The 12627-nt window shown below is 73.2% G+C and carries 15 protein-coding genes; 10 read left to right on the forward strand and 5 right to left on the reverse strand.

Features of this window, described 5'->3' with window-relative positions; translation table 11 throughout:
* Positions 1-56: 56 nt before the first annotated feature.
* Genes ABD223_RS26570 through ABD223_RS26580 form a run of 3 tightly spaced genes read right to left on the reverse strand, consistent with a single transcriptional unit; the run spans position 57 to position 2412 of the window.
* Positions 57-326: an HPr family phosphocarrier protein gene (locus tag ABD223_RS26570; protein ID WP_344039246.1), complete on the reverse strand. Its 270-nt coding sequence runs from the start codon at positions 324-326 to the stop codon at positions 57-59.
* Positions 319-1623 (reverse strand): PTS transporter subunit EIIC, encoded by a 1305-nt coding sequence (locus ABD223_RS26575; protein ID WP_344039247.1) that lies wholly within the window; start codon positions 1621-1623, stop codon positions 319-321. Before ABD223_RS26575 ends, ABD223_RS26570 begins: the two co-directional genes overlap by 8 nt.
* A 3-nt stretch (positions 1624-1626) precedes the next feature.
* Positions 1627-2412 carry a GntR family transcriptional regulator gene (locus ABD223_RS26580; RefSeq protein ID WP_380648476.1) on the reverse strand — a complete coding sequence of 262 codons (786 nt, stop codon included), beginning with the start codon at positions 2410-2412 and terminating at the stop codon, positions 1627-1629.
* A gap of 143 nt (positions 2413-2555) precedes the next feature.
* Between ABD223_RS26580 and ABD223_RS26585 the strand changes: the two genes are divergently transcribed.
* The 7 genes from ABD223_RS26585 (at position 2556) to ABD223_RS26615 (ending at position 9272) form a co-directional block, all read left to right on the forward strand.
* Positions 2556-2792, forward strand: a complete 237-nt coding sequence (locus ABD223_RS26585) for a PTS sugar transporter subunit IIB (RefSeq protein WP_344039249.1) — start codon at positions 2556-2558, stop codon at positions 2790-2792.
* Positions 2789-3241: a PTS sugar transporter subunit IIA gene (locus ABD223_RS26590; RefSeq protein WP_344039250.1), complete on the forward strand. Its 453-nt coding sequence runs from the start codon at positions 2789-2791 to the stop codon at positions 3239-3241. The genes ABD223_RS26585 and ABD223_RS26590 overlap by 4 nt, the downstream gene beginning before the upstream one ends.
* A 494-nt stretch (positions 3242-3735) precedes the next feature.
* Positions 3736-4224 carry a prepilin peptidase gene (locus tag ABD223_RS26595; protein WP_344039251.1) on the forward strand — a complete coding sequence of 163 codons (489 nt, stop codon included), beginning with the start codon at positions 3736-3738 and terminating at the stop codon, positions 4222-4224.
* A 165-nt stretch (positions 4225-4389) separates the two neighbouring features.
* Positions 4390-5589 carry a chorismate synthase gene (aroC, locus tag ABD223_RS26600; protein WP_344039252.1) on the forward strand — a complete coding sequence of 400 codons (1200 nt, stop codon included), beginning with the start codon at positions 4390-4392 and terminating at the stop codon, positions 5587-5589.
* Entirely contained in the window at positions 5586-6089 is a 504-nt protein-coding gene (locus tag ABD223_RS26605; RefSeq protein ID WP_344039253.1) for a shikimate kinase, read from the forward strand. The genes aroC and ABD223_RS26605 overlap by 4 nt, the downstream gene beginning before the upstream one ends.
* A 282-nt stretch (positions 6090-6371) precedes the next feature.
* Entirely contained in the window at positions 6372-7478 is a 1107-nt protein-coding gene (gene aroB, locus ABD223_RS26610) for a 3-dehydroquinate synthase (protein WP_344039255.1), read from the forward strand.
* A gap of 264 nt (positions 7479-7742) precedes the next feature.
* On the forward strand, positions 7743-9272 hold the full coding sequence (locus tag ABD223_RS26615) for a glycoside hydrolase family protein (RefSeq protein ID WP_344039256.1): 1530 nt from the start codon (positions 7743-7745) through the stop codon (positions 9270-9272).
* Between the two features lie 95 nt (positions 9273-9367).
* On the opposite strand, the gene ABD223_RS26620 is transcribed toward ABD223_RS26615, so the two are convergent.
* Positions 9368-9769, reverse strand: coding sequence for a hypothetical protein (locus ABD223_RS26620; RefSeq protein WP_344039257.1), 402 nt, complete (start codon positions 9767-9769; stop codon positions 9368-9370).
* A gap of 89 nt (positions 9770-9858) precedes the next feature.
* Between ABD223_RS26620 and ABD223_RS26625 the strand changes: the two genes are divergently transcribed.
* From ABD223_RS26625 to nusB, 3 genes are read left to right on the forward strand one after another with little or no spacing between them, the layout of a single operon-like run.
* Positions 9859-10950, forward strand: coding sequence for a M24 family metallopeptidase (locus tag ABD223_RS26625; RefSeq protein WP_344039259.1), 1092 nt, complete (start codon positions 9859-9861; stop codon positions 10948-10950).
* A gap of 52 nt (positions 10951-11002) precedes the next feature.
* Entirely contained in the window at positions 11003-11566 is a 564-nt protein-coding gene (efp, locus tag ABD223_RS26630; protein ID WP_344039260.1) for an elongation factor P, read from the forward strand.
* Between the two features lies 1 nt (position 11567).
* Entirely contained in the window at positions 11568-11987 is a 420-nt protein-coding gene (gene nusB, locus ABD223_RS26635; RefSeq protein WP_344039261.1) for a transcription antitermination factor NusB, read from the forward strand.
* A gap of 136 nt (positions 11988-12123) precedes the next feature.
* On the opposite strand, the gene bldD is transcribed toward nusB, so the two are convergent.
* Positions 12124-12612 carry a transcriptional regulator BldD gene (gene bldD / locus ABD223_RS26640; RefSeq protein WP_015103676.1) on the reverse strand — a complete coding sequence of 163 codons (489 nt, stop codon included), beginning with the start codon at positions 12610-12612 and terminating at the stop codon, positions 12124-12126.
* Positions 12613-12627 lie beyond the last annotated feature (15 nt).

The following is a 12627-nucleotide window of genomic DNA, read 5'->3' on the forward strand; positions in this document are numbered from 1 at the left end:
AGCACCGGGGGCCCGCTCGCGATGAGCGGGCCCCCGGTGCGTCGAACCCCGCGGGATCAGGCCTCGTCGAGGTCGGTGGCGATGATGTCCGCGATCGCCTCCAGCGCGGCGTCCGCGCCCTCGCCATCCGCGGCCAGCACGACCTCGTCGCCGTGCATCGCGCCGAGCGTCATCAGGCCCAGCACGCTCGCCGCCTCGACCGGTTGGCCGTCGTCCTTGCGGATGGTGATCTTGACCGGCTGCCCCGCAGCCGCCTTGGCCAGCACCGCGGCCGGGCGCGCGTGCAGTCCGACCTTGCTCGCCACGGTGACCCGTCGCTCAGGCACTTTCGGTCCTCTCCTCCTCGGCCCGCCGCGCGGCGCGCCGCCGGGCACCCTTCTCACCCTCGGGCTCGACCGCGCTCGCGTCGGCCTCCGGGTCCTCGTCCTCGTCGCGGCCGGGGGTCTTCAGGTTCCACTTGGTGATCACGAAGCGGAACAGGAAGTAGTAGATCACCGCGTAGACCAGGCCGAGCACGATGATCAGCAGCGGCTTCTCGGCGATGTTGAAGTTCAGCGCGTAGTCGATCGCGCCCGCGGAGAAGCCGAACCCGTCGCGGATGCCCAGCGCGTTGCTGATGGCCATCGAGGTGCCGGTGAGCACGGCGTGGATCACGTACAGCGGCCACGCCACGAACATGAACGCGAACTCCAGCGGCTCGGTGACGCCGGTGATGAACGCGGTCAGCGCGGCCGAGCCCATGATGCCGCCGATGATCTTGCGCTGCGCCGGGCGCGCGGTGTGCACGATGGCCAGCGCCGCCGCCGGGAGGGCGAACATGAAGATCGGGAAGAAGCCGGTCTGGAACGTGCCCGCGGTCGGGTCGCCCGCGAAGAAGCGCGGGATGTCGCCGGTCTTGCCCTCGTAGTCGCCGAACACCTGCCAGAGGAACGTGTTGGGGATGTGGTGCAGGCCCATCGGGACCAGCAGGCGGTTGACCGTGCCGTAGATGCCCGCGCCGATGATGGTGCTGCCGGTGACCGCCTCGCTGACGTTGGTCAGGCCGGCGTCGAACCAGGGGTAGATCAGGCCCATGACCACGGCGATCGGGATCATCACCGCGGCGACCAGGATCGGCACGAACCGCCGACCGCCGAAGAACGCCAGGTAGGTGGGCAGCTTGATGCGGTGGTAGCGCTGCCACAGCACCGCGGTGATCAGGCCGACCACGAGACCGGTCAGCACCGAGTAGTTGATCACCTCGGGATCGCCGTTCGGCTTCGTCTGCCCTTCGAGCACCAGCGGCGACATGGCGTCGAACACGGCCGTGGTCACCACGAAGCCGACCACGGAGGCCAGCGCCGTCGACCCGTCGCCGCGCCGGGCGAAGCCGATCGCCACGCCGACCGCGAACAGCAGCGGCAGGTTGGCGAACAGCGCGTTGCCCGCGCCGCCGATGACGCTCGCGACGGCGTTCCAGCCCAGGCCTTCCTTGCCGAGCAGGTCGTCCTGCCCGAGCCTCAGCAGCAGGGCGGCGGCGGGCAGCGCGGCGATCGGCAGCATGAGGCTGCGGCCGAAGCGCTGGAGCGCGGCCAGCCCCTTGATCTCCCGACCGCCGGTCGCCTGTGGGGCGCTGGCGCTCATGGGTTACCTCCTTGTGGCGGAGTGGTGCGGGCCGGATCCCGGGTCGGTCCGGTCCAACTGCATGGTCACCTGGTAGAGATCGCCCCGGTACCAGGACGTCATGTCCTCGACGGGCCTGCCCTGCGCGGAGCTCACCCGGCGGAAGACCAGCAGCGGTGAGCCCGCGCGCACGTCCAGCAGCTTCGCGGTGGCGGGGTCGGCCGCCTCGGCCCAGACCGTCTGGCCGGCGTGGTCGAGCTGGACCCCGTAGGTGTCGGCGATGAGGGTGTAGAGCGAGGTGGTCAGGTCGTGCCGGTCGAGGCCGGGCACGACCCGGGGGCTGTACCAGCCGCGTTCGACGGCCAGCGGCACGCCGTCGGCGCGGCGCAGCCTGACCAGCCGGAACGCCTGCTCGCGCGGCCCGAGGTCGAGCGCGCCCGCCACCGCGGGCGGCGGCGGCTCCGCGGCGCAGGACACGACCTCGGTCGCGGGGGTCAGGCCGCGGCGGCGCATGTCGTCGGTGAACGACTCCAGGTAGAGCTGGACGTCCATGCGGCGCCGGGCGGTGAACGTGCCCCGGCCCTTGGCCCTGGTCAGCAGCCCTTCGGCGACGAGCTGGCCGACCGCGGCGCGGACCGTGATGCGGGAGACCCCGTACCGCTGGGCGAGGTCGCGCTCGGAGGGGACGGGCGAGCCGGGCGGCAGCTCCTGCTCGGCCATCCGCCGCAGGATGTCGCGGAGCTGGGCGTGCTTGGGCTTGGGCCCGTCCACGATCTCCGCGTCGCCCACGACACCTCCCCGCGCTCGCATCAGCAGTCCCGGATTGGTACTTTCCGGTCTAGACCAGTTGGTGCGGGGAGGATGCTCCGCGCGCCGACCGGGTGTCAACCGCCGTTACGGGACCGTGCCCGAGCGGTGGCACCCTCGGGCCAGGTGTCGAGAGAGGACTTCAAGTGGCGGACGACAAGGCGGAGCGGATCCTCGCCGCGCTCGGCGGTGCGGACAACATCGTGGAGATCGAACCCTGCATCACGCGCCTGCGCTGCGAGCTGGAGGACGGCTCGCTGGTGGACGAGAAGGCGCTGAAGGGCCTGGGCGCGCACGGCGTGATGCGGTCGGGCAACGTGGTGCAGGTCATCGTCGGCCCGGAGGCCGACACCATCGCGAGCGACATCGAGGACCTGCTGTGACGTTGCGCGTGACGAGCCCGGTCAGCGGCCGCGTGGTGCCGCTGACCGAGGTGCCCGACCCGGTCTTCGCGCAGGCCATGGTGGGCCCGGGGGTGGCGGTCGAGCCCGAGCGGGGAAGCGCCGAGGTGGTGTCCCCGGTGGACGGGACGGTGGTGACGCTGCACCCGCACGCGTTCGTCGTGGCCACCGAGGACGGTGCGGGGGTGCTCGTGCACCTCGGGATCGACACGGTCAAGCGCAAGGGCGAGGGCTTCGCGCTGCACGTGGCCAAGGGCGAGTCCGTGCGGGCCGGCCAGCCCGTGGTGACCTGGGACCCGGCCGAGGTGGAGGCGGCGGGCTTCTCGCCGGTCTGCCCGGTGATCGCGCTGGACGCGGCGCCGGAGGTGCTGCTCGACCAGGCCGCCGGCCCGGTGGCGGCGGGGGACGTGCTGTTCTCCTGGCGGCGCTGATCTTCCCGGGGCGTTGATTTCCAGAGTGCAGGTCTCCCGGAAGCGCTGACTTCGGGGGCGCGGATCTTCCAGGGCGTTGATCTCTCGGCGGCATCAGCCGCCGCCGCTCGGCCATGAGGGCTGGTGAATGGACCGTTCACCAGCCCTCATCGTTGTCCCGCACCGGTTCCCGCCGCCACGCTGGGTCCATGGCCATCTCCACGTCCGCGCAGCTCACACCGGCGCTCCTCGCACCGGCTTTCCTCGCGTCCGTCCCGTTCGGACTCCTCTCATCCGACCTTCCTACCTCCGGCCCCGCCTTCGGTCCCGCCCCCGCCTCCGCCCCTGCGCCTGCTCCCGCCCCCGTCTCCGTCCCGGTCTCGCCTGACCCCGTCCCACCGGATCCCCTCTCCGCGACCTCCCTCCCGCTCTGCCCCACAGCCCTCCTCTTACTGTCCGGTTTCTGCGCCGGCGCGCTGGGAGCCCGTTTCCTCCGTTCCGTCCCCAGGGGAGCGGTGGTCCACTCGCTGTGGTGCGCCGCGCCCACGGCCGCGCTGTGGTGGCTGAGCGCGGTGCTCGTCCCACCCCGGTGGCTGCCGCTGGCGTTGTCGGTGGCGTGGCTGGGCGTGGTGCTGTCGGTCGTGGACTTCCGGCATCGGCGGCTGCCCGACGTCGTGACGCTGCCCGCCTACCCCCTGGTGGGCCTGGCGCTGTGGTGGGCGGGCGCCGACCTGTGGCGGGCGGCGGCGGGAGCGGCGCTGTTCTTCGGGTTCCACCTGGGCGTGCGGCTGCTCGCGCCGTCCGAGATGGGCGGCGGCGACGTGAAGCTGGCGGGTGTGGTGGGCGCGGTGCTGGCGTCGGTGTCGTGGTGGGCGTTACCGGTGGGCGCGGTGGTGGCGAGCGCGGTGAGCCTCGCCGTGGCCGCCGCGCGCCGGACGGGTGGCGCGCCCCACGGCCCGGGTCTGCTGGTCGCGGCCTGGCTGGCGGTGCTGTCGGCCGGCTGACCTCGGTGGACCGTCCTCAGTGGTCTAGACGTTCGTGCTGGTCAACGACGCGTCCCGGCGCGCTCGTCAGCCGCGTGGTGTCCACTTGGCGGGACGTTCGAGGCGGCCGCCGGCCCGTGGCCCCGATCCTCCCCCTCCCGTTCACGCTGTGAAAAGATTCCCCGCGTGCTGCGCTGGATGACTGCTGGGGAATCCCACGGGCCCGCCCTCGTCGCCGTGCTGGAAGGCATGGTCGCCGGGGTCGAGGTCACGACCGCCGACCTGACCGCTCAACTGGAGCGGCGTCGCCTCGGGTTCGGGCGGAGCCCCCGCATGGGCTTCGAGGCCGACGAGGTCGACATCCTGGGTGGCGTGCGCCACGGCCTGACCCAGGGCGGTCCGATCGCGGTCCGGATCGGCAACACCGAGTGGCCGAAGTGGCAGAAGGTGATGTCCGCCGACCCGGTCGACCCGAGCGAGCTGAAGCCCACCGGCCGCAACGAGGCCCTGACCCGGCCGCGTCCGGGCCACGCCGACCTGCCCGGCATGCAGAAGTTCGGCTTCGACGAGGCCCGGCCGGTCCTCGAACGCGCCAGCGCCCGCGAGACCGCCGCCCGCACCGCGCTGGGCACGGTCGCCCGCCACTTCCTCAAGCAGGTCTTCGACGTCGACGTGATCAGCCACGTGGTGTCCATCGGCAAGGCCAAGACCCCGGCCGACGCCGAGGCGCCGGGCCCCGGCGACCTGGACGCGGTCGACGCCAGCCCGGTCCGGGCCTTCGACCAGCGCGGCACCGACGCCATGGTCGCCGAGGTGGAGGCCGTCAAGGAGGCGGGTGACACGGTCGGCGGCGTCATCGAGGTCATCGCCTACGGCCTGCCGCCCGGCCTCGGCTCGCACGTCCACTGGGACCGCAGGCTCGACGCCCGGCTGGCCGGCGCGCTGATGGGCGTGCAGGCGATGAAGGGCGTCGAGGTCGGCGACGGCTTCACCACCGCCGAGCGGTGGGGCAGCGAGGCCCACGACGAGATCGACCGCGGCACCGGGCCCAAGGGCGTCACCCGGCGCAGCAACCGGGCCGGCGGCCTGGAGGGCGGCATCACCAACGGCGAGCCGCTGCGCGTGCGGGTGGCCATGAAGCCGATCTCGACCGTCCCGCGCGCCCTGTCCACCGTCGACGTCCGCACCGGCGAGCCGGCCGTGGCGATCCACCAGCGCTCGGACGTGTGCGCGGTGCCGCGCGCGGGCGTGGTGCTGGAGTCGGTGGTGGCGCTGGTGCTGGCGGAGACGGCGCTGGAGAAGTTCGGCGGCGACTCGATCACCGAGACCAAGCGCAACGTCGCCTCCTACCTGGAGGCCCTGGAAGCCCGCTGGGCGGGGCTGTGAGCCCGAGGTTCGTCGTCCTGGGCCCGCCCGGCGCGGGCAAGACGACGATCGGCGGCCTGCTCGCCGAGCGCACCGGGCTGGCCTTCCGCGACACCGACGAGGACGTCGTGGTGAGCGCGGGCAAGCCGATCTCGGACATCTTCACCACCGACGGCGAGCCCGCGTTCCGCGCGCTGGAGGAGCAGGCCGTCGCCGAAGCCCTGAAGACCCACGACGGCGTGCTGGCGCTGGGCGGGGGAGCGGTGCTGTCCGCCACGACGAGGCAGCGCCTGGCAGGCCACACCGTGGTGTTCCTCAACGTGGGCATGGCCGAGGGCGTGCGGCGCACGGGCCTGTCCGCCGCCCGTCCCCTGCTGGCTGGCGTGAACCCGCGCGCCACGTTCAAGGCCCTGCTCGACGCCCGCCTGCCGCTGTACCGGGAGGTCGCCACCGTCGAGGTGGCAACCGACCACCTGTCCCCGGAGCAGGTGGTCGACACCGTGCTCGCCCGGTGCGGTTGACCGCCACCCGGGTCCTGGCACACCGCACCCGTCGAACCGGTCGGCTCCACCCCGCTGCGTGGCTGCGCGCGCCTGGTCGGCCCGTTCACCAGGGCGGACGCGGAGACGTGGTCGGGCGCGGGGCCTCGGACGCGCGGTGACCTCCCGCGTGGAGGGCTGGTCGAAGGTCCGGGCGGCGCCCGCCGCGCGGTGCGCGACCAGGGCGAGCGCCCGGCCGGGGCGTGGGGCGGCGACGTGCTCGGAGCGGTCGTGGTCGAATGGTGAACGACGGAGGGAGTGGTGATGGGCGAGCCGGTGCGGATCCGCGTGGCCGCGGAACGACCGTACGACGTGGTGGTGGGCCGTGGCCTGCTCGGTGACCTGGTCGAACTCGTGCGGGGCACGGCCAAGGCGGCGATCGTCCACACGCCCACGCTGTCCGCGACCGCCGAGGCGATCCGCGACGAGCTGATCGCCGCCGGGGTCGACGCGCACCGCGTCGAGGTCCCGGACGCCGAGGACGGCAAGGAGCTGCGCGTCGCCGGCTACTGCTGGGACGTGTTCGGCCACATCGGGCTGGGCAGGCAGGACGTGGTGATCGGCCTCGGCGGCGGCGCGGTGACCGACCTCGCCGGGTTCGTCGCCTCCACCTGGATGCGCGGGGTGAGGCTGGTCCACGTGCCGACCACGCTGCTCGGCATGGTCGACGCCGCGGTCGGCGGCAAGACCGGCATCAACACCGATGCGGGCAAGAACCTGGTCGGCACGTTCTACGAGCCCACCGCCGTGCTGGTCGACCTGGCCACGCTGGAGACGCTGCCGCCCAACGAGCTGGTCGCGGGCATGGCCGAGGTGGTCAAGGGCGGGTTCATCGCCGACCCCGTGATCCTCGACCTGGTCGAAGCCGACCCGGCCGCCGCGCTCGACCCCGCCGGTGACGTGATCGAGGAGCTGGTCCGCCGCAAGATCCAGGTCAAGGCGGACGTGGTGTCCACCGACCTGCGCGAGTCCGACCTGCGCGAGATCCTGAACTACGGCCACACCCTGGGCCACGCCATCGAGCGCCGCGAGCGCTACCGCTGGCGCCACGGCGCGGCGATCAGCGTCGGCCTCGTGTTCGCCGCGGAGCTGTCCCGCCTGGCCGGCCGCCTGGACGACGCCACCGCCGACCGCCACCGCGCGATCCTGACCTCCCTGGGCCTGCCGACCAGCTACGACCCGGACGCGCTGCCCCAGTTGATGGACGGCATGCGCTCGGACAAGAAGAACAGGTCGGGCGTGCTGAGGTTCGTGGTCCTGGACGGCCTGGCCAAGCCGGGCCGCCTGGAAGGCCCGGACCCGTCCCTGATCGCGGCGGCCTACTCGGCCGTGGCGGGTGAGCCGAAGAGCGGGGGCAGCGTCCTGCTGTGACGCCGGGGGAGAAGACCTCCGGGCCGGTGGGAGGGGAGACCTCCGGGACGCTGGGGCCCGACGCCCGGGGTCCCAGCGCCCCAGGCGCTGGAACTCCGGGTTCCAGCGCCGGGGCCTCCGGTGCCTCGGTTCCCGGGAAGTCGACCTCGTAGCTCCGATCGGGTGACACCCGAACAAGTGAGGCGATCCCTACACTGGGGGGAGCCGGGCGCCGCGCGTTCTCCGGCGCACCGACCACCCCGCAGAAGTGGAGACCAGCCCCGCATGCCCAGGTCCGCACGGGGAGCGGCGAGGCTCCTCGGATTCGTGCTGGTCACCGCCGCCCTGGCGGCCTGCGCCCCGAGCGCCGCCGACCCCGCACCGGCAAGCACCACGAGCACCACGAGCAGCGCCGCGCCGAGCCCCTCCACCACGACCAGCAGCTCACCCGCGCCCGTCCCGGAACCCGTGGCGCTGGCCGCCGATCGCGGGAGGCGGAGCGGTGGCGTCGTCGCGGTGGGTGGCGGGGACTCGGCCTACAACTACGCGCCCACGCTGGTGGTCGAGGGCGGCAAGTACCGCATGTGGTGGTGCAGCCAGCTCGGCGTGGCCCAGCCCGCCGGCGACGACGTGCTCTACGCGGAGGCGCCCTCGGTGAACGGCCCGTTCACCGCGCCCGGCGGCGCACCCGCCACGCCCGTGCTCTCCGGCAGCGGCTCCGGGTTCGACGCCATGCACACCTGCGACCCGTCGGTGATCAAGGTCGGCGGCGTCCACTACCTGTACTACACCGCCGCCGAGCGCGACAACCTGGACAACGGCAGCGCCGTCGGCGTCGCGGTCAGCCCCGACGGCCTGACCTGGACCCGCCAGGGCAACGGCCCGATCATCACCCCGTCCGGCGAGGTGATCAGGGACAACGTCTACGGCGCGGGCCAGGTGTCGGCGCTGTGGCTGGACGGCTGGGTCTACCTCATGTTCACCGACACCACGGGCGCGGCGGCCGGCTGGAACGGCGCGGGCCAGTTCGTGCTGCGGTCCCAGGACCCGACGTTCGCCACCGGCGTGCAGGCCCTCGGCCCCGACGGCTTCAAGAGCGCCCCCGACACGCGCTCGCGCACCCGCTCGATCGTGGACGCGTTCAGCGCCGACTGGATGTACGTGGACGCGCTCCAGGCCTTCGTCATCGCCCACTCCACCGACCACGGCACCACCCTGACCTCCTGGAACCGCGACTTCACCGCCAAACCGCACCCGCCGGTGCACATCCCCGGCCCGTGGCAGGAGGGTCCCGGCCTGGTCCGGACACCCACCGGGCACGCGCCCGCCTCGCCGGAGGACCCGTGCGGCCGGGTCCCGGTGGACGTGGTCCGCGCGACGGTCAAGGGCGAGTCGGGCGCGCCGACCGACCTGGCCCGCTTCGGCCTGGACCTGGCGGGCGTCCCCGGCTGCGCCACGAAGGAGGCGGCCCGCGTCCTCGACGGCTTCGCGGTGCCGTCCCCGGAGAACACCGTCGACCTGGTGCTGGCCGGCGAGGTGGTCCGCGTCGAGCGCCGCTCGGTGGCCCACCGCCTGGCCAGGCGGGTGCTGGACCGCCGCCCGCCCGTGGTCGACCGGCTGGAGGTCGTCGAACGCGTCCCGGCGGAGGCTCCCGCCGTGCGCGCGCCGGACGGGCAGGTCGGCCTGCTGCTGGAGGGCGACCGGCTGTGGCTGGTCAACGACGCCGAGGTGGCCGCGCTGAACTCCTCCCCGATCACCGACGTGACGCGGGGGACCTGGGAGGACTACGAGAAGGCAGGCGGCCTGCGCCGCTGAGCACGGCCGGGCCGCACGACCGATCCCGCGTGGCCGGTCCCGCACAGTCGATCCCGCGTGGCCGACCCCGCACGGCCGACCCGTCCGCCGAAGACCTACCGCGCGCCCTCCGCCTGCGGCAACCTGCTCCCGACCGCGACCCCCACCCCGGCCGTCGCCATCACCACCAGCGCGGTGAACGCCGCGCCGCCGGTCAGCGCCGACCCCAGCGACTCCCACCCGGTCTGGTCGACCAGCGACCGCCCCGCCACCCCGACGACCCCGGCCACCGGCCCGGCCACCAACCCGGCCGAGAACCACACCATCCCCGGCCCCCGCATACCCCGCCACGCGTCCAGCGCACCCCACAGCCCGCCGACCACCACGAGCAGCACCAGCGCGATGTACCTGGTCGACGAGGCGGCCCCGGGGCTGTGCACGCCCACCGCCACGACACCGGTCTGCACCGCGCCGTGGAGCAACCCCAGTGTCAACCCGCGAACCGGCCACGTGCGCATAACTCCACCCTATGTGTCCGCCAAGCCCCCTGAAGTTCATCCGATCGTGTGGCCCTGTACTGCTGCTCCGCCGGCCCTAGGCTGCCGGTATGCCCCACGCCACCCGCCGTGCCGCCCTGCGTGCCTCGCTCCGGGCGCAGGAGCTCGACGCCCTGCTGGTCACCAACCTGCTCAACGTCCGCTACCTGACCGGCTTCACCGGCTCGAACGCCGCGCTCCTGGTGCACGCCGAGTCGGACGGGGCGAGCCTGTTCTGCACCGACGGCCGCTACCTCACCCAGGCCGCCGCGCAGGTGCCCGACCTGGAGCGGGTCATCGACCGGCCCTGCGACGCGGCGCTGCTCAAGCGGGCAGCCGGCGCCCGCCGGGTGGGCTTCGAGAGCCACGACGTGACCGTGGACGGCCTGGACGCGCTGCGGGACGCGGCCGGTGGCAGGAGCGGCGGCGCGGAGCTGGTCCGCGCGCCCGGCCTGGTCGAGGCGCTGCGGGTGGTCAAGGACGACGCCGAGGTCGAGGCGCTGCGCATGGCGTGCGCGGCGGCCGACCGCGCCCTGGCCGGCCTGATCGAGCACGGCGGCCTGCGGCCCGGCCGCACCGAGAAGGAGATCGCGCGCGAGCTGGAGGGCCGCATGCTCGACCACGGCGCGGCCGGCCCGTCGTTCGAGTCGATCGTGGCGGCCGGCGCGAACTCGGCCGTGCCGCACCACCGGCCCACCGACGCGCCGGTCCACCACGGCGACCTCGTCAAGCTCGACTTCGGCGCCCTGGTCGACGGCTACCACTCGGACATGACCCGCACCCTGGTGGTCGGCCGCGCCGCGGACTGGCAGCGGGACCTCTACCAGCTGGTCGCGGCCTCGCAGGCGGCGGGCCGCGCCGCCCTGGTGGTGGGCGCCGAGGTCGCCGCGGTGGACGCGGCGGCGCGCGGCGTGATCGACGCGGCGGGCTACGGCGAGCAGTTCCTGCACGGTCTCGGCCACGGCGTCGGCCTCCAGATCCACGAGGCTCCGGCGCTGTCCAAGGCGGGTGACGGTACACTTCTGCCCGGTATGGCGGTCACCGTCGAGCCCGGTGTGTACCTGGCCGGGAAGGGCGGTGTCCGCATCGAGGACACGCTCGTGGTGCGCGAAGGCGCCCCGGAGCTCCTCACCCTGACCACGAAAGAGCTCGTGGTCGTCTGACGTCCGAGCCGTCGGCGCTCGCCGGCACTCAACCACAGGAGAGCCCACCACCGTGGCCACGACCAACGACCTGAAGAACGGCCTGGTGCTGAACCTCGACGGCCAGCTCTGGACCGTCACCGCGTTCCAGCACGTCAAGCCGGGCAAGGGTGGCGCCTTCGTGCGCACCACGCTGAAGCACGTCCTGTCCGGCAAGGTGGTGGACAGGACCTTCAACGCGGGCACCAAGGTCGACACGGCGACCGTGGACAAGCGCGGCATGACGTACCTGTACAAGGACGGCGCCGACTTCGTCTTCATGGACGGCGACACCTACGACCAGATCACCGTCCCGGCGGAGACCGTCGGCGACGCGGCGAACTACATGCTGGAGAACCAGGAGGCGGTCGTCGCCATCCACGAGAGCACCCCGCTCTACGTGGAGCTGCCGACCTCGGTCGAGCTGGTCATCCAGCACACCGACCCGGGTCTCCAGGGCGACCGCTCCACCGGCGGCACCAAGCCCGCCACGCTGGAGACCGGCGCGGAGATCCAGGTCCCGCTGTTCGTCACCACCGGCGAGAAGATCAAGGTCGACACCCGCGACGGCCGCTACCTCGGCCGAGTGAACGGCTGAGATGGGCGCACGCAGCAAGGCCCGCAAACGCGCGGTCGACGTCCTCTACGAGGCGGACGTGCGGGGCGCCGACCCGGTCACCCTGATCGCCGAGCGCGTCGGCTCCGCCGACGTGCCGCCGGTCAACGACTACACGGTCAGCCTCGTGGAGGGCGTCACCGCGCACCGCGCGCGGATCGACGACCTGATCTCCGAGCACTCCGAGGGCTGGACGCTCCAGCGCATGCCGGCGGTGGACCGGGCGGTGCTGCGGGTCGGGCTCTACGAGCTGCTGTGGGCGGGCGACGTGCCCGACGCGGTGGCGATCGACGAGGCGGTGGAGCTGGCCAAGGGCCTGTCCACGGACGACTCGCCGCGGTTCGTCAACGGCGTGCTGGGCCGGATCGCGGTCATCGCGGACCAGCTCCGCGCCGTCCTGTAAGCAGTCCTGCGAGCACCTGTGGGCAAGCGCAACACCGGCAGGGGGTCGCGTCCCGCTCGCACGAGCGGGTCACGGCCCCCTTCAGCCGTGCCCACCGGGACCCGATGACACCCGCCGGGTCCCGGCAGACGGTGCTTCAGTCCTCCTTGGCCGGTCGGGCCTCGGGGGGAAGCACACCCCAGTCGATGAGCTGCTCGGTCAGCTCACCGGGTGTCATGTCGTAGATGATGGCGAGGGACCGCAGGTCCTCGGTCCGGATCGACAGCACCTTGCCGTTGTAGTCACCGCGCTGGCTCTGGATGGTGGCCGCGTACCGCGCGAGCGGCCCGACCTTCTCCGCCGGCAGCTGTTGCAGCCGTTCCAGGTTGATGACGATCTTCGTGGCGGGCTCCGCCCCGGACGGGACCCGACCCTCCGGCAGCAGTTCGGCCACCGGCACCCCGTAGAAGTCGGCCAGCTCGGCCAGCTTCTGCACGGTGACGGCTCGGTCGCCGCGCTCGTAAGAGCCCACGACCACGGCCTTCCAGCGACCGCCGGACTTCTGCTCGACGCCGTGCAAAGACAAGCCCTGCTGCTGGCGGATCGCGCGGAGCTTTGCCCCCAGCGCCTTGGCGTAGTCGCCCATGTGGCGGTTCTCCGT

This window comes from Saccharothrix xinjiangensis, assembly GCF_039527585.1.
Taxonomy (GTDB): domain Bacteria; phylum Actinomycetota; class Actinomycetes; order Mycobacteriales; family Pseudonocardiaceae; genus Actinosynnema; species Actinosynnema xinjiangensis.